Origin of the sequence: Brachybacterium sp. GU-2 (genome assembly GCF_030866705.2) — a bacterium.
GTDB classification, from domain to species: domain Bacteria; phylum Actinomycetota; class Actinomycetes; order Actinomycetales; family Dermabacteraceae; genus Brachybacterium; species Brachybacterium conglomeratum.
On the sequence record NZ_CP133037.2, the window covers coordinates 1,876,852 to 1,895,126 of the forward strand.

The 18,275-nt window shown below is 73.6% G+C and carries 17 protein-coding genes and 1 tRNA gene; 10 read left to right on the forward strand and 8 right to left on the reverse strand.

What is annotated here, in order from left to right:
• Positions 1–20 precede the first annotated feature (20 nt).
• On the forward strand, positions 21–488 hold the full coding sequence (locus RBL05_RS08605; RefSeq protein WP_308739856.1) for a DUF3817 domain-containing protein: 468 nt from the start codon (positions 21–23) through the stop codon (positions 486–488).
• A gap of 18 nt (positions 489–506) precedes the next feature.
• Here RBL05_RS08605 and RBL05_RS08610 read toward each other — a convergent pair whose 3' ends face one another.
• Positions 507–1,508, reverse strand: coding sequence for a hypothetical protein (locus RBL05_RS08610; protein ID WP_308739855.1), 1,002 nt, complete (start codon positions 1,506–1,508; stop codon positions 507–509).
• A gap of 211 nt (positions 1,509–1,719) precedes the next feature.
• On the opposite strand from RBL05_RS08610, the gene rlmC reads away from it, so the two are divergent.
• Genes rlmC through RBL05_RS08625 form a run of 3 tightly spaced genes read left to right on the forward strand, consistent with a single transcriptional unit; the run spans position 1,720 to position 4,546 of the window.
• A complete protein-coding gene (gene rlmC / locus RBL05_RS08615; RefSeq protein WP_308739854.1) occupies positions 1,720–2,916 on the forward strand; it encodes a 23S rRNA (uracil(747)-C(5))-methyltransferase RlmC in 1,197 nt (398 codons plus the stop codon).
• Complete coding sequence (locus RBL05_RS08620; protein ID WP_308739853.1) at positions 2,913–3,560, forward strand: SRPBCC domain-containing protein; 648 nt, start codon at positions 2,913–2,915, stop codon at positions 3,558–3,560. The genes rlmC and RBL05_RS08620 overlap by 4 nt, the downstream gene beginning before the upstream one ends.
• Complete coding sequence (locus RBL05_RS08625) at positions 3,557–4,546, forward strand: asparaginase (protein WP_308739852.1); 990 nt, start codon at positions 3,557–3,559, stop codon at positions 4,544–4,546. Before RBL05_RS08620 ends, RBL05_RS08625 begins: the two co-directional genes overlap by 4 nt.
• Positions 4,547–4,558: 12 nt before the next feature.
• Here the strand turns inward: RBL05_RS08625 and RBL05_RS08630 are convergent, their stop codons facing one another.
• Complete coding sequence (locus RBL05_RS08630) at positions 4,559–6,256, reverse strand: HNH endonuclease signature motif containing protein (protein ID WP_308739851.1); 1,698 nt, start codon at positions 6,254–6,256, stop codon at positions 4,559–4,561.
• Between the two features lie 650 nt (positions 6,257–6,906).
• Positions 6,907–7,329 (reverse strand): VOC family protein, encoded by a 423-nt coding sequence (locus RBL05_RS08635; RefSeq protein WP_308741192.1) that lies wholly within the window; start codon positions 7,327–7,329, stop codon positions 6,907–6,909.
• A 149-nt stretch (positions 7,330–7,478) separates the two neighbouring features.
• Here RBL05_RS08635 and RBL05_RS08640 point away from each other — a divergent pair, with 149 nt between their 5' ends.
• Both RBL05_RS08640 and RBL05_RS08645 read left to right on the forward strand, forming a co-directional pair.
• Positions 7,479–8,393, forward strand: a complete 915-nt coding sequence (locus RBL05_RS08640) for a sulfurtransferase (RefSeq protein WP_259880648.1) — start codon at positions 7,479–7,481, stop codon at positions 8,391–8,393.
• Positions 8,390–8,863, forward strand: coding sequence for a SufE family protein (locus RBL05_RS08645; RefSeq protein ID WP_308741191.1), 474 nt, complete (start codon positions 8,390–8,392; stop codon positions 8,861–8,863). The genes RBL05_RS08640 and RBL05_RS08645 overlap by 4 nt, the downstream gene beginning before the upstream one ends.
• 151 nt (positions 8,864–9,014) lie before the next feature.
• On the opposite strand, the gene RBL05_RS08650 is transcribed toward RBL05_RS08645, so the two are convergent.
• Positions 9,015–10,007: a hypothetical protein gene (locus RBL05_RS08650; protein WP_308739850.1), complete on the reverse strand. Its 993-nt coding sequence runs from the start codon at positions 10,005–10,007 to the stop codon at positions 9,015–9,017.
• 162 nt (positions 10,008–10,169) lie between these two features.
• Between RBL05_RS08650 and dps the strand changes: the two genes are divergently transcribed.
• The gene (gene dps / locus RBL05_RS08655) at positions 10,170–10,661 is read left to right on the forward strand and encodes a DNA starvation/stationary phase protection protein Dps (RefSeq protein WP_308739849.1); all 492 of its coding nucleotides are present in this window, start codon (positions 10,170–10,172) and stop codon (positions 10,659–10,661) included.
• A 57-nt stretch (positions 10,662–10,718) separates the two neighbouring features.
• Positions 10,719–12,077 carry a M20/M25/M40 family metallo-hydrolase gene (locus tag RBL05_RS08660; RefSeq protein WP_308739848.1) on the forward strand — a complete coding sequence of 453 codons (1,359 nt, stop codon included), beginning with the start codon at positions 10,719–10,721 and terminating at the stop codon, positions 12,075–12,077.
• Positions 12,078–12,108: 31 nt separating this feature from the next.
• Here the strand turns inward: RBL05_RS08660 and RBL05_RS08665 are convergent, their stop codons facing one another.
• The gene (locus RBL05_RS08665) at positions 12,109–12,801 is read right to left on the reverse strand and encodes a TetR/AcrR family transcriptional regulator (RefSeq protein WP_308739847.1); all 693 of its coding nucleotides are present in this window, start codon (positions 12,799–12,801) and stop codon (positions 12,109–12,111) included.
• A 528-nt stretch (positions 12,802–13,329) separates the two neighbouring features.
• On the opposite strand from RBL05_RS08665, the gene RBL05_RS08670 reads away from it, so the two are divergent.
• Complete coding sequence (locus RBL05_RS08670) at positions 13,330–13,611, forward strand: HPr family phosphocarrier protein (RefSeq protein ID WP_029360494.1); 282 nt, start codon at positions 13,330–13,332, stop codon at positions 13,609–13,611.
• An 84-nt stretch (positions 13,612–13,695) separates the two neighbouring features.
• Here RBL05_RS08670 and RBL05_RS08675 read toward each other — a convergent pair.
• From RBL05_RS08675 to RBL05_RS08685, 3 genes are all read right to left on the reverse strand, one after another.
• Positions 13,696–13,781 (reverse strand) — tRNA-Ser (locus tag RBL05_RS08675).
• 59 nt (positions 13,782–13,840) lie between these two features.
• Entirely contained in the window at positions 13,841–14,728 is an 888-nt protein-coding gene (locus RBL05_RS08680; protein WP_318603561.1) for a universal stress protein, read from the reverse strand.
• Between the two features lie 58 nt (positions 14,729–14,786).
• A complete protein-coding gene (locus RBL05_RS08685) occupies positions 14,787–15,716 on the reverse strand; it encodes a helix-turn-helix domain-containing protein (RefSeq protein WP_308739845.1) in 930 nt (309 codons plus the stop codon).
• 428 nt (positions 15,717–16,144) lie between these two features.
• Here RBL05_RS08685 and RBL05_RS08690 point away from each other — a divergent pair, with 428 nt between their 5' ends.
• Positions 16,145–18,271: a prolyl oligopeptidase family serine peptidase gene (locus RBL05_RS08690; RefSeq protein ID WP_308739844.1), complete on the forward strand. Its 2,127-nt coding sequence runs from the start codon at positions 16,145–16,147 to the stop codon at positions 18,269–18,271.
• The last annotated feature ends 4 nt before the right edge of the window (positions 18,272–18,275 follow it).

Here is an 18,275-nt window from a genome sequence, read left to right on the forward strand (position 1 = left end):
CCTCTGGCACCATGAGGACCATGCGTCTGATCCGGACTCCGTCCCGTCTGTACCGTCTGCTGGCCCTGGCCGAGATGGTCACCTGGACCCTGCTGCTGCTCGGCATGCTGCTGAAGTACGCGCTGCAGGTCACCGAGGTGGGGGTGCGGATCGGCGGGAGCCTGCACGGCTTCGTGTTCCTGTCCTACGTGGTGGTGACGGTGCTGGTCGCGGTCGATCAGCGCTGGAGTCTCGGACGCCTGGCGATGGGCCTGGGATCCGCCTTCGTCCCGTATCTCACGGTCCCCTTCGAGCGCTGGGCGCACCGGAAGGGCATGCTCGGGGATTCCTGGCGGCTGCGCGAGGACGCCCCGCGCTCGTTCCCGGAGAAGGTGGCCGCCCTCGCGCTGCGCCGCCCGCTGCTCGCCGGCCTGATCGCGATCGTCGTGGTCGCGGTGGTGTTCTCGGTGCTGCTGCAGCTGGGCCCGCCCACGGAGTGGTTCGCCTGATCAGCCCGGCGAACGGGGTCAGCGCGGCCTGATCAGCGGGTCGATCCGCACGCTCCCGCCGCCGCGCAGGTGCAGCCGGCCCAGGTGCGTGACGGGCGTGGCCTCCGCCAGGCGCGGCACCTGCGGCTGATCCGGCTCCGGCGGCAGCGCCTCCCCGAAGCACACCCCGCAGCCCAGCATCGCCACGGCCTGCGCACGGCGCGCCTCCCAGTCGATCTGCGCCTCCTGCGAGGCGCGGATCCAGGGGCCGCCGACGGGCCGGCAGGGCCCGCAGCCGTCCTCGCCCCGCAGCGGGCACTGCGCGGGACGGGCCGTGACCTGCAGCGGGAGCCCCTCCAGCACGGGGACCCGCGGGTCCGCGCCGGTGGGGTGGACGTCGAGACCGTCCGGCCCGATCCGCAGCACCGCCACCTGTCCGAGCTCCCGCGCGGCCGCCAGCGCGCTCTCGAGCGCCTGGTCGGGATGGGCGCCCAGCAGGTCCTCGCGCGTCGCGACGGCCGGCTCGTACCACTCCCGGCGAGGGCCGATGAGCGCTCCGCGACCGACGATCCCGCCCCTCGCCCGCAGCGCCGCCGCGACAGCCGGGACGCGGAACCAGCCATAGCGCGGGGACAGCGGACGCCGCCGCTCCTCGCCGATCGGAGCCCCGACCTCCGCCCCTTCCCGGCTGGGGCGGGCCGGCGCAGCGCGCTCGCCCTGCACCTCCTCGGGCGGTCGCCGGCCGGACAGGTCGCCGACGAGCCCCACGCCCTCTCCGTCCACCGGCAGCACGGGCCCGAGCGCCGGCACCACGAGCCAGGCGTGCTCGAGCACTCGCGGCGGCCGTGCGGCGAGCGTGCGGCGCACCGTCTCCCGCGCCGGCGGCGCCGTCGGCTCCCGCCGGCGGAAGCCGGGCTCGTCCTCCGAGGCCTCCACCGCGGGCGACCCGTCGTCCACCCGTGCCGTCACCGCCCCGACCCCGGGCAGGGACAGCTCGACGAGCTGGTCGCGCCAGGTCGCCGCGTGGTCGTCGAGATGCATGCGAATCACCTTCCGAGAAGGGCCCGCGGAGGACCCGGGCCGTCTGACCGGATGGGCGGACGCCCCCGGCCGGGTCTTCCTCGACGGGCACCGGGTTCGGTTCCGGTTGCCGCGCGGCCTCTGTCGAGGGAGTCCGGCCGCGTCTCGTGACCCGTCGGCGACGATAGCGCGGGGGTGCGACAGCCGACGGCCCGCCTCGTAGACTCCTGGGGTGCGGTGCCACCACTTCGACTCCGGCGCGTGCAGGTCCTGCACGCTGCTGGACCTTCCCCGCCCGCGGCAGCTCGCCCGCGGCCGTGAGCGCGTCGAGCAGCTGCTCGTCCCGCATCTCGCGCCGGGCACGATCTGGTCGGAGCCGATCGTCGGCGCGGAGCAGGGCTTCCGCGCCCGCGGGAAGATGGCCGTCGGCGGCACCGCCCAGGCGCCGCTGCTGACCCTGCCCGGGCAGTCCGCGGGCACCGACCTGTGCGACTGCCCCCTCTACCCGGAAGGGGTCGAGGAGGTGCTCGAGGGGGCGAAGGCCCTGATCCGTCGGGCGCAGATCCCGCCCTATGACGTCGCCCGTCGCCGCGGCGAGATCAAGAACGTGCTGGTCACCAGCTCCCCGGACGGGGAGCATCTGCTGCGCTTCGTGCTGCGCAGCACCGCGGCGCTGGAACGGCTGCGGGAGCACCTGCCGCGGCTGCTCGAGGCGCATCCCTCGGTCGTGTCGGTCAGCGCGAACATCCACCCCGAGCACACCACGCGCGTCGAGGGCGAGGAGGAGATCCCGCTGGCCGGGGCCGGTCGTCTCGCCGTGCGCACCGGGGACGTCACGCTGTTCTCCCGCCCGCAGTCCTTCCTGCAGACCCACACCGAGGTCGCCGGCGCCCTGTACCGCCAGGGCGCGGAGTGGGCGCGAGAGATCGCGGGGGCGCGGGAAGACCAGGAGACGGGCCCCGGCCTGCGGATCTGGGACCTGTACTGCGGCCTCGGCGGATTCGCCCTGCACCTCGCCCGCGCCCTCCCCGCCGCGCGGGTCACCGGGGTGGAGGTCTCCGCCCAGGCGATCGACGGGGCGCGCGAGGGCGCGGAGGCCGCGGGCGCCCGGGTCCGCTTCCTCGCGGCCGACGCGACCGCCTGGGCCATCGAGGAGGCCGCCGGCCCCGCAGGCCCGCCCGATATCGTCGTGGTGAACCCGCCGCGCCGCGGCCTCGGGCCGGAGCTCGCCGGCTGGCTCGAGCGCTCCGGGGTCCGCGACGTCCTCTACTCCAGCTGCAATCCGGCGAGCCTGGCCGACGACCTCGCCGCGATGCCCTCGCTGCGCATCGTCGCCGGCCGCTACGTCGACATGTTCCCCCACACCGAGCACGCCGAGGTGATCGTGCGTCTGCGACGCATCGCCCCCGGCGAGGAAGGCCTCTCATGACTCCCACCCCCACCGCCCAGCTGACCGCCGTGACCCGCACGGTCACCCCTGCGAAGAACGGGAACACGGTCGCCCTCTCCCAGACCTTCGACGCCGCCCCGGAGCAGCTGTGGGAGGCGCTGACCACGGCCGAGCGGCTCGCCCGCTGGTTCGGCACCGCCAGCGGCGACGTGGTCCCCGGCGGGCGCTACGAGCTGCCCGAGATGGAGACCAGCGGCCGCCTGATCGAGGTCGAGCCGCCGCATCGTCTGCTGCTGACCTGGGAGTTCGGAAAGAGCTCGAGCGACCTGGAGCTGCTGATCACGGCCGCGGAGGAGGGGGCGGACGGCGGAGGCAGCACCCTCACCCTGCGCCACACCGTCCCCGCCGACGCGCACTGGGCGACCTTCGGCCCCGCCGCGACGGGCTGCGGCTGGGATGCGGCGCTGTACGCGCTGGCCCACCACCTCGAGGATCCGGGCAAGGACCTGATGCGCCGCCTGGGCAGCTTCGCCGGCTCCCCCGAGGGCGCGGAGTTCACGCGCGCCACGGCGGATGCCTGGTACGAGGCGCACGTCGCCGGGGGCGCGGACCGCAAGCCCGCCCGCAAGGCCTCGGTGCGCACCGCCGCCGCCTATCTCGGCGAGGAGATCGAGACCGAGTGAGCCCCTTCGTGGAGGTGCTCTCCCTCGGCGGCACCATCTTCATGACCGAGGACGCCCGCGGCGAGAGCGCCCGCCCGGACGACGACGCCGGGGCGCGACTGCTCGCCGCCGTCGGCGGGGACGTCGAGCTGCGGCCCCGAGCGCTCGCGAACATCTCCTCCTCCGATGTGCGCCCCCACCACCTGCGCGCCGTGCTGGAGAGTGCGCGAGCCGCGGTCGATTCCGGCGCGGCCGGCGTGGTGCTCACCCACGGCACCGACACCCTCGAGGAGACGGCGTTCCTGCTCGACCGGTTCTGGGACCGGGAGGCGCCGCTGGTGGTGACCGGGGCGATGCGTCCGGCGAGCGCGCCCGGCGCCGACGGGCCCGCGAACCTCCGCGACGCGGTCCGCGCAGCGACCGCTCTGTCGGCCCGCGGCCTGGGCGTGCTGGTCGTGTTCGACGCCCACGCGCATCTCGCGGACCGGGTCGTGAAGGCCTCCTCCCGCGGGGTCTCGGCCTTCGCCTCGGAGCCCTCGGGGCCGCTCGCGATCGTCGGCGGGGAGGACCTGCGCCTCCTCCATCTCCCGCTGCCGCGTCCGGTCCGTTCCGGCGGACTCCCGCCGGACCGCTTCCCGGCGGTGCCGCTGCTCACCGCGGGTCTCGACGAGGACCTCGCGCTGCTGGACCACCTCCCCGCCGAGGCGCTGGCGGGGCTGGTGATCGACGGGGTCGGGATGGGGCACGTCTCCCCCGCCGCGATGCCGCGCCTGCGCCGCCTGCTGGGCAAGGGGGTGCCTGTCGTGGTCGCGGCGCGGCCCTTCGGCGGCGGCACCTCCACGCACCACTACGGCTATCCCGGCTCCGAGGTGGACCTGCTGGACGCGGGCGCCGTGATGGCCGGGCTGCTGCCCGCCCCGAAGGCCCGCCTGCTGCTGCAGGTGCTGCTGGCCTCCGGGGCGTCGGCCGACGGGATCCGCGCGGCCTTCGAGGCCTACGCCTCCTGACCCGCGGCGCCGTCAGAACGGCGGGTGTTCCACGTCGAGCGGCGGCCCGGGCGGGATGATGCGGCGCTTCGTCCGCACTCTGGTGAACTCGTCCTCGAGCTGGATCTCGGCGAGATGATCCTCGGCCTCGTCGAGGGCTCGGCAGCGGGGCTTATCGGGTCCGCGCTGCCTGGCCTCCCGGGCGCGGCGGTGGGTCCGCTCGGCCTGGTCGAGGCGGCGGGTCATCCGTGGGGTGAGCAGATCGGTGTTCTCCGCGGTGCGCACCCGGAGGTCCTGCTCGAGCTGCCAGGTCGTGACCAGCGGTTCGGCGCTGGTGCTGCGGTCCCCGCGGTCGGGGTCGTCCTGGGGATCCCTGGCAGGGTCGATCAGCCCGGCCGTCTTGAGCTGGTGGTGGCGCCGGCACAGCCGGTGGAGGTTCCAGAGGGAGGTCGGGCCGCCTCGGGCGGGATCCTGGTGGTCGTACTCGATGATGTGGTCGTCCTCCGCGGCGAGCGCGGTGGGGCGGGTGCATCCGGGCGCCGCGCAGACGGGGTGCCGCAGCCGCAGCTGCATACGCTGCTGCGCGTCGGGCCGGTAGGTGTCGATCCGGGCGGGGAGGTGGGTCCCGCAGATCGGGTCGGTGAGGATCCGGTACCAGACGGAGGAAGTCGCGGCGAGGTCCCGGGCGAGGTCGGCCGGGATGGGGGTGAGCCCGTCGAGCATCGCCGGGGAGTCGTCCATCCCGAGCAGGGTCGTCACGGGCACGGTGACGAGGATCTTGAACGGCTGCGCGGTCTCCTCGACCGGGTCGAGGTCGAGCATGGTGCGGGTGAGGATCGCGTAGCGCAGGGCCGACAGGCTGAGGGGGCGCTCCCGGTCGCGGACGTCGCCGTCGAGGTCGAAGGGGATCGGCTCCTCCTGCCCTGCCTCGAGCGCGACGCGCTGGGCGCGCTGGACGGCGCGGGCGCTCGCGTCGAGCCGCAGGCCGAGGCTGCGGATCTCGGGGATCGGGCCGGTGATCGTGATCCAGGCGACGCCCTGCTCGGAGTCGACCCCGTCGATCCGCACCTCGCGCGCCTCGCGGGGCGGCTTCAGCTCGTTCCCGACCGAGGCCACGGCCAGTCGCACCTGGGCCTCGAAGGTGCTGCGGGGGATCGAGGGGATCTCCACGCCGGCCAGGTGCTCGTCGACCAGGTGGATCTGGTCGGCGTCGAGCCGTCGCACCTGGCGCAGCAGGAAGCGGTGGTAGTCCTCCGGCAGGTCGCCGGCCTCGAGGTGCGCGAACATCCGGGGCAGGTCGACGACGGCGTGGTGGGCGTCGCGGATCTGCGAGGTGGCCTGCGTGATCGAGCAGCGCAGTCCCACGGCGACCTTCATCGCGGTCATGTCCGCGTCGATCAGCGAGCCCTCGTTCTCCGGGTCGACGGCGAAGAAGTCCGCGAGATGGCGGAGACGGCGGGCGTGGAGCTGCGCCTCCTCTCGCATGAGGGAGTGGAGTGCGAGCACGCGGCCGGCGTTCTTCCCCTCGATGCCGCCGACCCCCTCGAGGATCAGCTCCTCGGTGAGCTCCCGGCGGGCGCGCACGCGCCACTCGCGCGCGGGACGGGCGGGAGCGGCGGGGCTCGACGGGCCCGGCCCTGAGGAGGCATCGCTCGACGGGGACTGTCGCGCGGTCTCGGACGATGACGCGTCGCGGCGCGCATCGTCATCGATGTCGTCGAACTCTCCCACTGCAGCCACCTCCCCCGCTGTCCGGGCACTCACCGATGAGCACCCCTTCGAATACTTCGACACTACCGCCCGCACCGTCATTTCAGAACCCCTACAGAGAAATGGGGATAAATCTGTGGATAACCACCCCGCGGGGAGGAGAGATGACTGTGGATGAGCCCTCCGCGCGAGGATCGGGCGGAGACTCATCCACCGGAGCACACCCTGCTGTGGACGACGGAGGTCACATGTCACACCCCTCTGCTATGCGCTCGACCTGCATGATCTTCGGCTCCACGCCCACGGAGCCAGCACGGAGGGCGGACCCTCGAATCGCACCGGACGGCATGCGCCTGGAGCACGGGAGGGCCGACGACGGACTGCCGGAGACGGCGAGCAGAAGGAATGGACGACACTCCCGCCGAATGCACCGAGATCTCGAACGACCCGGAGGGACGGCATTTCCGAATTCCTCTCGTCCTTCATCTGACGTCATGGCGAAAGGCGACTCCCGAGGACGCACACAGGGCCCGTCGGCCGCGCATCCCCGACGGCCCCACCGCGCCGACCGCTTCACGACGCAGAGCGCCCCTCCGTGCTCACACGGAGGGGCGCAGGGGCGGGACCCGGCGGCGCTGGCTCGTCAGTCGGTTGTCACACGGACCCAGCCCTCAGGCCGTCAGGCACAGGCAGAAGGGATGTCCCGCAGGATCGAGATAGACGCGGAAGCTCCCGGAGGCGGAGGGCTGGTGCTCGTGGACGGTCGCGCCGAGGGCGAGTGCCCGGGGCTCGGCGCGGTCGATGTCGGTGACGGAGAGGTCGAGGTGGAACTGCTGGGGGTGGTCGCCGTCGGGCCAGGTGGGGCGGCGGAAGTCCGCCACCTTCTGGAAGGCGAGGGAGGCCTCGCCTTCGGGGTCGTCCTCGCTGCGACGGCCGCGGGGCGGGATCAGCTCCGCCCAGTCGGAGTCGCTGCCCTCCTCGACCCGCCAGCCGAGCAGCTTCGCGTAGAAGGTGGCCAGCTGGAGGGCGTCGGGGCAGTCGAGGACGGTGAGATCGAGGGTGGGGATGACGGGCTCTGTGTCCAGGTCTTCCATCATGGGGCCACCGTAGGAGCACGGTCCCCGCAGGGGAAGCACATCGCGCGTGTCCGCGCACAGCGTGATCGCCGGATCGCCACTGCGCGCACGACGGTGACAGACTGGGGGCATACGTCGTGCGATATCGACCGTCGAAAGGTGAACTGATGACCATTCCCGCCGATCCGGCTCCTTCCCTGCAGGACTACGCCCACCCCGAGCGGCTCGTGACCACGCAGTGGCTCGCGGACCGGCTCGCCGCGGGCGAGACCGAGGGACTCGTGGTCGTCGAGTCCGACGAGGACGTGCTGCTCTACGAGACCGGGCACATCCCCGGCGCGGTGAAGATCGACTGGCACCTCGACCTCAACGACCCGGTCACCCGCGACTACGTCGACGGCGAGGGCTTCGCGAAGCTCATGGACGCCTCCGGCATCACCCGCGAGACCACCGTGGTGATCTACGGCGACAAGTCCAACTGGTGGGCCGCCTACGCGCTGTGGGTGTTCAGCCTGTTCGGCCATGAGGACGTGCGCCTGCTCGACGGCGGCCGCGCCGCCTGGGAGGCCGAGGGCCGCGAGATGACGACCTCGACCGAGGGCCGCCCCGCGCCGACCAGCGGCTACCCCGTCGTCGAGCGCGAGGACGCCCCGATCCGCGCCTACCGCGAGGATGTGCTGGACTTCCTCGGCGGGCCGCTGATCGACGTGCGCTCCCCGCAGGAGTACTCCGGCGAGCGCACGCACATGCCCGACTACCCGCAGGAGGGCACCGTGCGCGGCGGGCACATCCCCACCGCGCGCTCGGTGCCGTGGGCCCGCGCCGCCGCGGAGGACGGCCGCTTCAAGCCCCGCGCGGAGCTCGAGGCGATCTACCTCGGCGAGCTCGGCTTCGAGACCGGGACGCCGACGGTCGTGTACTGCCGCATCGGCGAGCGCTCCGCGCACACCTGGTTCGTGCTCACCCACCTGCTCGGCTTCGACTCGGTGCGCAACTACGACGGCTCCTGGACCGAGTGGGGCAACGGCGTGCGCCTGCCGATCGCCCAGGGCACCGAGCCCGGCGAGGTCCCCGCCCGATGAGCCCGACGAACAGCACCGACGCCGCGCCCTCCGCGCTGCCCGAGGGCTTCGCGGAGATCGCCGACGACTTCCACGCGCTCGGCGGGAAGGATCGCCTGCAGCTGCTGCTGGAGTTCTCGCAGGGCCTGCCCGACCTGCCCGAGCGCTACTCCGAGCACCCGGAGCTGCTCGAGCCGGTGCCCGAGTGCCAGTCCCCGATCTTCCTGGCCACGGAGGTCGAGGGGCAGGGTCGCGAGGCGACCGCGCACCTGTTCTTCTCCGCTCCGCCGGAGGCGCCGACGACGCGCGGCTTCGCCGCGATCCTCGCCGAGGCCCTCGACGGTCGCACCGTGGGCGAGGTGCTGGACACCCCGGACACGGTCACCGGCGAGCTGGGCCTGGCCGAGGTGGTCAGCCCGCTGCGGCTGAACGGCATGTCGGGGATGCTCGCGCGGATCAAGCGCCAGCTCTCCGAGAAGGCCGGGGTCTGAGCAGGCCCCTCCCGCAGCACTGCGGCGCCGTCCCCGAGGGGGCGGCGCTGCAGTGCGTCGAGGGGTGGGGCGACGTGCCGATCCGCCGACGGCGGGCCCGACCGATGGGCCCGGCCGACAGGTCCGGCCGATGGGTCCGACCGACGCCCGATCAGTCCGATCGTGGGTCGTGCACCGTCTGCTCGGCTGTGCGGTGCTCGCCGGCCTGCTGCCCGCCCATCCGCTGCCCGTCCGTCCGCTGCTCCCGGGCCCGGTCCGCGGCACCTCGCTCATCCCTGCTCCGCGCCTCGCCGCCCCGCACGTCCGCGCCGTCGTCCCCGCGGCTGTAGCGCTCGAAGGCGCGGCCGGCGCCGCTGCGCAGGGCGCCGAGGGCGGCACGACCCGCCTCGGCACGCGCGTGGTCCATCGCCGAGCGGGCGCGCTGCGAGAGGGCCTCGCGGGCGGCGGCGCCGGCACCGCTCGCGCCGCTCCCCGCCCCGCCGGCCCCGCCGGCAGTCCTAGCACCCGTCCCGGCTCCGTGCGCGGTGCCCGGGGGCTCGGGGGCGAGGCCGCTCGCGATCCGGTGATGGCGCTCACGGGCGCTGCGCAGCTCGAGCGGCACCCGGACCAGGCGCACCAGCGCGCTGCGCATGTCGTCGCGGATCTGCCGCTCGTGCCGGTCGAGATAGGCGTCGAGGTCGCGCTCCTCGTCGCGCAGCAGGAAGGCGCGGCCCAGCAGGTAGGACGCGAGATCGGAGGCGACCTCGGGCGAGAGTCCGTAGGCGTCGGACGAGGCGCGGGCGTCGCGCAGCGCGACCGCGTCGTCGCTCTCCAGCGGGCTCGGCACGATCTCGACGGCGCTGAGCACGTCCTCGACGACCGCGTGGAAGGCCGCGTCGGAGGCGAGGTCGGCGCGGCGCAGCTCGGCCCGTCCGGTCGCCTCGGGGACGGGGATCCTCGTGATCCCCTCGCGGGCGAACTCGTCCTGCGCGGCGCGCCGCACCAGGCGTCGGGCGGCCCGCTCGAGATGGCCCGCATCGGCGTTGCGCGGCAGCTCGGGGACCACGGCCCGCGCCTGGGCGAGGACGTCGGCGCGGGCGCCCGCGATCTCGGCGCGTCGGCGCGCGGCGTGGAGCCGGTCGCGCAGCTCGTCGACTGGTCTCATGGGCGCTCCTTCCGCAGGGGACGCTGACGGGGCCATCGTACGGGGCAGGAGGGAGGTCCCTTACGGCGGCTGCGGGGCGGATGAGAGGATGGAGGGGAAGGATCCGCACGTCCCCGGCGCCGCCGCCCGGCCGTCGGGACCCGGCCACGACCAGGAGCACTCATGACCGACCTCAGCTACACCGTCCCCGGTCTCGGCACCGACGACTCCCGCCGGCTCGTGGAAGCGCTGCAGGACCGCCTCCACGCCCTGAACGACCTGCACCTCACCCTCAAGCATGCCCACTGGAACGTGGTGGGCCCGCAGTTCATCGCGGTGCACGAGATGCTCGACCCGCAGGTGGAGCTCGTGCGCGGCTACGCCGACGAGGTCGCCGAGCGGATCGCGCAGCTGGGCGCCTCCCCCGTCGGCACCCCGGGTCGCCTCGTCGCCGAGCGCGGCTGGAGCGACTACGAGCTCGGCAGGGCCGGCACCCAGGAGCACCTCGTCGCGATCGACGAGGTCTACGACGGCGTCATCGCCTCCCACCGCAAGGCGATCACCCTCGCTGGCGAGCTCGATCCGATCACCGAGGACATCCTGATCGGCCAGTCCGCCGAGCTGGAGAAGTTCCAGTGGTTCGTGCGCGCGCATCTCGAGCGTTCACAGTCCTGAACCCCTTCCCTCGGGGCCGGGTACGGTGAACGGACCCGACCCCGAGGAGGACCCGGCATGCCGATCGCCGCCCCCACCGCCGACGAGCTCGCCCTGCTGCAGGACGAGGCCGTGCGCTTCACCCGCGAGCTCATCCGGATCGACACCACGAACTTCGGCGGGAACGACCCCGAGACCTGGGGGAAGGGTGAGACCGAGGCGGCGGAGTACGTCGTCGAGCGGCTGCGCGAGGTGGGCCTCGAGCCGCAGGTGGTCGAGTCGCACCCCGCCCGTCCCAGCGTGCTGGTGACCATGCCGGGCGAGGACCGCGAGCGCGGCGGTCTGATCCTCCACGGCCACCTCGACGTGGTCCCGGCTCGCGCCGAGGACTGGTCGGTGGACCCCTTCGGCGCCGAGATCATCGACGGGATGATCCACGGCCGCGGCGCCGTGGACATGAAGGACATGGTCGGGATGATCCTGGCCGTCGCCCGTCACCTGGCCCGCAGCGGGCAGGCCCCGCCGCGCGATCTGATGTTCGCCTTCTTCGCCGATGAGGAGAATGCGAGCGTCTGGGGCGCCCAGTGGCTGGTGGAGAACCACCCCGAGCTGTTCGACGGCATGACCGAGGCGATCAGCGAGGTGGGCGGCTACTCGATCACCCTGCCCGAGGAGTCCACCGGCGAGGACGTGCGCGCCTATCTCGTCCAGACCGCCGAGAAGGGCCTGGCCTGGGGGCGGCTGCGCGCCACGGGCCGCGCCGGGCACGGCTCGGTCCCCAATGACGAGAACGCCATCGTGCGCCTGGCCCGCGCGATCACCGCGATCGACGAGCACGAGTTCCCGATCGAGTACATCGCCAGCGTCCGCGCGCTGTTCGACGGGATCACCGAGATCACCGGGCAGGGCTGGGACGAGCAGGACATCGACCGCTTCCTGCCCCTGACCGGCGGGGCCCGCCACTTCGTCGCCGGGACCCTGCGCGACTCGGCGAACCTGACGATGCTCGAGAGCGGGTACAAGGTCAACGTCATCCCCCAGACCGCGGAGGCCGGCTTCGACTGCCGCTTCCTGCCCGGGCACCAGGAGGAGCTGCTGGCCCTGCTGGACGAGCTGACCGGCGAGCACGTCGAGGTGGTCGTGGACCACATCGGCGTCGCCGTCGACTCCCCGCGCGAGTCCCCGCTGGTGGACGCGATGACCGCGGCGGTGCAGGCGGAGGACCCGGGCTCGAAGGTCCTGCCCTACTGCCTCAGCGCCGGCACCGACAACAAGCCGCTCAGCCTGCTCGGCATCGCCGGCTACGGCTTCGCGCCGTTGCAGCTGCCCGCGGACCTCGACTTCGCCCCGCTGTTCCACGGCGTGGACGAGCGGGTGCCGGTGGACGCGGTGCGCTTCGGCGCGCGGGTGCTGCTGCGTCTCGTCGCGACCTGCTGAGTCGCCCGCAGGGGGCTGCTCCGCTCGGCGCTCAGTGCTGGTCGGCCGCGTCCTCGCCGTAGGTGCGGGCCGAGGCCAGCAGCTCCGCGGCCGGGATCGGCTCGTCGGCGCCGAGGCCGATGTACCAGGACGGTGCGGTGGCGAGCATGACCTCGAGCAGCTCGGTCGCGTCCAGCTCCTCCCCGGCCCTCGCAGCCTCCTCGGTGGTGACGAGCCAGTGGTCGGCGTGGACGAGCTCCCCGCCGGTGAGGCTGCGGGCGAGGGCCTCGATACCGGGACGTGGCGGGAGCCTGTCGGGCATGCGCTTGAGCGCCTCGACGTGCAGCGCGGCCATCGTCCCGGTGAGGATCATGTAGGTGCGGTGGCTGGACTTCCAGTCCAGCGCGCCGCGGAGGAAGGCATGGTGCCGCTCGATGTAGGCAGCCATCATCGCGTAGCCGTGCTGCACGTGCTGCTCGATGGTGTGGCCGGCGGCGCCGTTGGTGCGTCCGCGCTCCCAGGCGGCGTCGAACATCTCCTGGAGCATCGCGCCCAGCAGGTCGTCGAGCCCGGTGAAGTGGCTGTAGAACGCGGCGCGGCTGACGCCGGCGCGCTTGGCCAGGGCGTTGACGGTGACCTCGCCGTCGTCCGCGCTCAGCTCGCGCGCGGCGGTGAAGATCGCGGCGCGGGTGCGGGCGGGACGGGGATCCGGGGCGCGTTCGCCCGAGGAGTTCGAGGAGGTCATTGCGTCATCGTAGTCCAGCACCCGGGGGCCGCCCGGCGGCTGGAGCGTGCGGCAGGCTGGGTGCGTGCGTGCCTTCCTGTCCGGCCTGGCCGGGTCTCCCGGACCCGATGGCCGACGGGGCCACGGGACCCGCGCTCCCCTCGCGGACCTGATCGGGCGACGATCGTGCACGCCCGGGTCACCGCCCGCGGCATCTGGTCCGTGACCGCCCGCGGCAGCGTGGTCCTGCATCCCGGGGACGTGGTCGAGGGGATCTACGCCTCCGGCGCGCTCGAGGACGAGGAGTTCGCCGTTCCGCCGAGACGGCCAGGTACGCGGCTCCCCCGAGCGCGTCGCCGCTCCGTCACCCCTGACGGCCTGCACCACCGTAGCGCCCGCCGACGCCCGCGAACGCACTTCTCGGACGGATGTAAGGGAATCTCCACCTGTCGGAAACCTCTGTGAACGGCGCAGTAACACCGGATGAACGCCCGCGAGGACACTCCGCGGCGCTACCCTGGGTCGACCATGTCGAGAAAGGCCTGCCAGATGTCAGCACGAACCGTGAAGGTCGCGAGCGCGAGCGGCCTCCATGCCCGCCCGGCGGCACTCTTCTCGCAGGCCGCGTCCGAGCAGCCTGCCGCCGTCACCATCGAGACCGCCGACGCCGGCCCTGTGAAGGCCTCGAGCATCCTCATGCTCCTCACCCTCGACGTCGCCTTCGACGACGAGGTCACGCTGCGCGCCGAGGGCGAGGGCGCCGAGGAATCGCTGGACGCCCTCGCGGCGCTGCTCGAGACGAACCTCGACGAGGAGTTCCAGGAGAGCTGATCGCCCCCGCCCGCCGCATGGACGAAGGCCCCCGCCGGATCGGCGAGGGCCTTCGTCGACCGGGAGGAAACTCCAGGCCAGGGGCGGTAGCGGCGGGATTTGAACCCGCGGTGGCTATGAACCACACATCATTTCGAGTGATGCACCTTCGGCCGCTCGGACACGCTACCGTCGAGCAGAATAACCGCACGGACACCCTGCGTTCAAACCGGTGAGCTCCGGACGCGAGTCACGTCACGTCCTCGTGCGCCGCCGACCGCATCTCCGGGCCGTGGCGGACCACGGTGACATTGCCGGTGGCGTGCAGCACCGTTGCATGGGCGGTCGAGCCGAAGCGACCTCGGCCCAGCCCGCGATGTCCGAGGACCAGCATCCGCGCACCGGCCGCCGCGTCCAGCAGCCCCTCTGCGGCGGTGCGGGCCTCGAGCATCCGCGACTGCACCTCGACCCGCGCCTGGCGGGCGCGCGCCCGGGCCACGCCCTCGTCGAGCAGGGCGCGGGTGCCCTTCCCCGCCTCCCAGGCCTCCCCGCCGCTGTCGTAGGGGGCGTGGGGGACGGTGCGCACGTGCACCACGCGCAGCGTCGCCCCCCAGGCCGCGGCGAGGTCGGCGGCGACGTCGACCGCCTCCCCAGCGGTGTCGGAGCCGTCGTAGGCGACCAGCACCGGGCCCGCTCGGTGCTGGTCCGAGCGGATGATCGCGACGGGGCAGCCGGCGTCGTGGAGCAGCCCGCGGCTCACGGAGCCCAGCAGCGTGCCGAGCACGGCGCCGAGCCCGCGGGTCCCGACGACGAGCAGGTCGGCGCCGGCGGAGGCCTCCTCGAGCACCTCACGCGGCATGCCGGCGACGAGCTCGGCGGTGACCGGGACGTCGGGGTGGTGGGTGGCGATGCGCTCGGCTGCGTCGTCCAGCAGGCGGCTGGCCTGGTTGCGGGGACCGGCGGGGTCGAGCACGGGGATGCCGGCGAGGCCCTGGCCGAGCAGCGGCCACGTCCAAGCGTGCAGGAGGCGGATCCCGGCGCCGGTGTCATGGGCGAGCTCGGCGGCCCAGCGCACGGCGGCCATCGCGGCGCTGGTGTCGTCATATCCCACCAGGATGCTCCGAGTGGACGGCTCCATGTCCCGCACCTCCCCGTGCGACCGTGTTGTCGCCTCAGGATACGCCGTGCTCACCCGATCAGTACAGGTCGTCGAGCTCGTCGTCGAAGCCGTCGTCGGCAGCCCAGGACCAGCGCAGGCCGAAGGTGCCGGGCCCGAAGCGGGCCTCGCTGATCTGGAGGCGGTCGCGGTGGTCCAGCCGCAGGGAGGAGACCGTCTCCCCGGCGTCCGTGCGCCGGTAGCGCTCGCAGTCCAGGGGGCGGCGGGGGCCGCGGAACTCGACCTCGAGCAGCACGTCGTTCGCGGGGCGCGGGACGGAGTACATGCTGCCGGTGACGTCGGTGGCGCTGGCGTGCATCTCGACCCGGTAGGTGAAGGTGGCGACCTGACCGGCGTCGAGGCGCCCGTCGAGCAGGAACTCGACCCCGTAGGCGCGGCGGCGGGGCCAGGCCACGCGCCTTCCGATGGTGCAGCCCTCGGTCGCGATGTAGCGCGGAGCGATGTTGGGCTCGTTCTGCCCCAGCACGTGCACCGCCGGGAGCCGGCAGGTCCCCGACTCCAGCGCACGCACGGTGATGCGGTGCTCGAAGCGCTGCACCGACTGGGTCGAGTCGATGATCGCGAGCTGGTGGATGACGCGCTCGTGCGCGTACTGCTGCGCGCTCGCGAAGCCGAGCGCCTCGAGCGCCTCCTGGAAGACCTCGCGGCTGGACGGCCGCCCGACGAAGGCCATCTCCTGCACCGCGCGCCCCTGCAGTCGCGGCCCGCCCACGAGATCCGCGAGCGAGTCCGGGGGCCGCCCGAGCAGCTCCTCGAGGGCGGCGACGACACCGAGGGACTGGTCGCCGCCGGGCAGGCTCCGGCCCGACTGCCAGTTGCTGAGCGTCGCGACGCTCACGGGACGGTTGCGCGCGCGCAGACGCTGGGAGATCACGGTGAGGGTCAGCCCGCTGCGCTTGATCGCCGCGCGCAGCTCAGGAGCGAACCTCCCGTGGTCATCCGTCGCCATATCGCCTGGTCCTCCTCCAGCCGCACTCCATCGATCATCCCCCGCCGAGGATGCGCGCGCCCGTTTTCAGGACTTTCCACATACCTGTAAAACACTGAGGGTAGCGTCCATGGCGCATGTCACAGAACGACGTTTCAGCACGGCCCTGCGGCCGTCCACGAGCTCCGAGGAAGGGGAGGGGCCCGACGATGAACGACACCCCGGCATCCCAGGCATACTGCGCCCTCCCTCATGTCCCCCCTCGCCGCGGCAGTGCCCGTGAGCGCGGGCGTCCCGATCACGGCGGGGCCATCACCGCCGACCTCCTCGATCGGGTCCCGACTCCGGAGAGCTGATCACCCGCAGTGCCCCGCCGTGGCCCCTCCGGCCGAGACGCCACGGAACCGGGATCCCCCCCCACCGGCCACCTCGAGAGGAAAGCCGCTCCGATGACCGACCACCTCGTCCCTGCCGCACGGCGTCCCCCACTGCGCTCCGCGGAGTCCCTCCTCGCCCCCCGCCCTGAGCCCCGCACCGCGCAGCGCATCCTCTTCGGCGACGCCGCCGAGCTGCCTTTCCAGTGGCTGCGCAGCATCCGCACCGCCGAGGTGCGCGAGCACCTCGCCGCCGAGAACGCGCACACCGACCGCGCCACCTCCGCGCTGGCGCCGCTGCGTGCCCGTCTCGCCGGGGCCCTCGAGGGCGAGACCCCGCAGGAGCTGTCGGTGCCGGTGCTGCTGGACGGCTGGTGGTACATCGACCGCACCCACCCGCTGGACGGCGTCACCTTCTCCCGCGTCCGCGACTGCGAGGCCGTGCGCGGCCCGGCCGGCGTTCCCGTCCCCGTCCCCGGGCAGCTGCTTCCCGGCGAGAGCGTGCTGGTGGAGGACTGCCGGAGGGTGCTGGGCATCGCCCTCTCGCCCGACCACCGCCTGCTCGCACGGGCCGAGGCCGCCGCGGGCGACTGCCACCTCGTGGTGACCGACGCCGAGACCGGCGTGGTCGTGGACGACTCCGTGCACGGCGCGGGGCCCGATCCCGTGTTCTCCGCGGACTCGACCGCGCTGCTCCACACCCGTCTGGACGATCTCGGGCGCCGCGCCGAGGTGCGCCGCCACGTGCTGGGCAGCGACCCCTCCACGGACCCGGTGCTGCTCGAGGAGCCCGACCACTGGTCCGAGCTCGCCCTGAGCCGCTCCCGGGACGGGTCCGCCCTGATGATCCGCTCGACCTCGCCGGCCGCCGCCGAGGTGTGGACGCTGGACCTCGCCGTGCCCGCGGCGACGCCCGTCCAGGTCACCGACCGCCTGCCCGGCAGCTCCACGGTCGTGGAGCATGCCGGCGACCGGCTGCTGCTGCTGCACGCCGACCCCGTCACCCATCGCTGCGTGCTCTCCGAGGCGCCGCTCGGTTCGGGGACGCTGCCCGAGGGCGCGAACCCCCTGCTGCACGCGCAGGAGGGCGAGAGCTTCGAGTCCGTGGAGGCCTTCGCCGGCTTCGTCGCGCTGCAGCTGCGCGTCGGCGCCCTGCCGGCGGTGCGGATGATCCCGCGCCGGGCCGACGGCTCCCTCGACGTCGGCGCTGTGCGGGAGATCCTCACCGGCGGACCGCTGGACGCGGTGCGGCTGGAGCACACCCCCGACTGGGAGCAGCGCTCGATCCGCTGCCGGGTGGACAGCTTCCTCACCCCGCCGACGATGATCGGCGCGTCCCTCGACAGCGACGACCCGTTCGTGCTGAAGCGCGTCGAGGTGCCCGGCCTCGACGCCTCGCGGTACGTCGAGAAGCGGCTGTGGGCGACCTCGCCCGACCGCACCCGCGTCCCGATCTCGCTGATCGCCCGGGCCGACGTGGTCGCCGACGGCACCGCCCCGGTGCTGCTGCACGGCCACGGCGTGTTCGGCCGGTGCCTCGACCCGCTGCTGCAGCCCGAGGTGCTCGCGCTCGCGGACCGCGGCGTCGTCGTGGCCGTCGCCCACGTGCGCGGCGGCGGCGAGCTCGGGCCGCAGTGGCACCACGACGGCCGTCGCCAGCGCCGGATGCACTCGGTGGACGACCTCGTCGCCTGCGCGGATCACCTGGTCGCCTCCGGGTGGGCGGCTCCGGACCGGATCGGCGCCGTGGCCACCGGGGCGGGTGCGATGGTCGTCGGCGCGGCCGCGAACCGGGCGCCCGAGCTGTTCCGGGCCGTGCTGGCGGAGACCCCGCTGGTGGACCCGCTGGAGACGATGCTGGCCCCGGAGGTGATGCTGACCCTCGAGGAGTGGACCGAGTTCGGGGACCCGGCCAAGGACGAGACCGCCTACCGGACCCTGCGCGCCTGCAGCCCGGCGGAGAACATCCGCGAGACCGAGTACCCCGCCGTCTACGCGTTCACCGCGCTCGAGGGCACGGACATCCCGCCGGCGTGCGCCGCGATCTGGGTGGCGCGGCTGCGAGAGCGGGTGACCTCCGATCCTGCCGAGCGACCGGTCCTGCTGCGGGTCGCGGAGTCCCTGGAGGGCGGCGAGGACCTCCGCGTCGAGGGAGTCGCCTGGCTCCTGGACCAGCTGGACGCCGCCGACCTCGAAGGATGACTAG

Coding starts and splice junctions, on each gene's coding strand:
- RBL05_RS08640 (WP_259880648.1), top strand. CDS start 7,479: ATGACCATTCCCGCCGATCCGGCTCCTTCCCTGCAGGACTACGCCCAC.
- RBL05_RS08665 (WP_308739847.1), bottom strand. CDS start 12,801: ATGACCTCCTCGAACTCCTCGGGCGAACGCGCCCCGGATCCCCGTCCC.
- RBL05_RS08635 (WP_308741192.1), bottom strand. CDS start 7,329: ATGGAAGACCTGGACACAGAGCCCGTCATCCCCACCCTCGATCTCACC.
- RBL05_RS08680 (WP_318603561.1), bottom strand. CDS start 14,728: ATGGAGCCGTCCACTCGGAGCATCCTGGTGGGATATGACGACACCAGC.
- RBL05_RS08670 (WP_029360494.1), top strand. CDS start 13,330: ATGTCAGCACGAACCGTGAAGGTCGCGAGCGCGAGCGGCCTCCATGCC.
- RBL05_RS08605 (WP_308739856.1), top strand. CDS start 21: ATGCGTCTGATCCGGACTCCGTCCCGTCTGTACCGTCTGCTGGCCCTG.
- dps (WP_308739849.1), top strand. CDS start 10,170: ATGACCGACCTCAGCTACACCGTCCCCGGTCTCGGCACCGACGACTCC.
- RBL05_RS08650 (WP_308739850.1), bottom strand. CDS start 10,007: ATGAGACCAGTCGACGAGCTGCGCGACCGGCTCCACGCCGCGCGCCGA.
- RBL05_RS08620 (WP_308739853.1), top strand. CDS start 2,913: ATGACTCCCACCCCCACCGCCCAGCTGACCGCCGTGACCCGCACGGTC.
- RBL05_RS08645 (WP_308741191.1), top strand. CDS start 8,390: ATGAGCCCGACGAACAGCACCGACGCCGCGCCCTCCGCGCTGCCCGAG.
- RBL05_RS08685 (WP_308739845.1), bottom strand. CDS start 15,716: ATGGCGACGGATGACCACGGGAGGTTCGCTCCTGAGCTGCGCGCGGCG.
- RBL05_RS08690 (WP_308739844.1), top strand. CDS start 16,145: ATGACCGACCACCTCGTCCCTGCCGCACGGCGTCCCCCACTGCGCTCC.
- RBL05_RS08610 (WP_308739855.1), bottom strand. CDS start 1,508: ATGCATCTCGACGACCACGCGGCGACCTGGCGCGACCAGCTCGTCGAG.
- RBL05_RS08660 (WP_308739848.1), top strand. CDS start 10,719: ATGCCGATCGCCGCCCCCACCGCCGACGAGCTCGCCCTGCTGCAGGAC.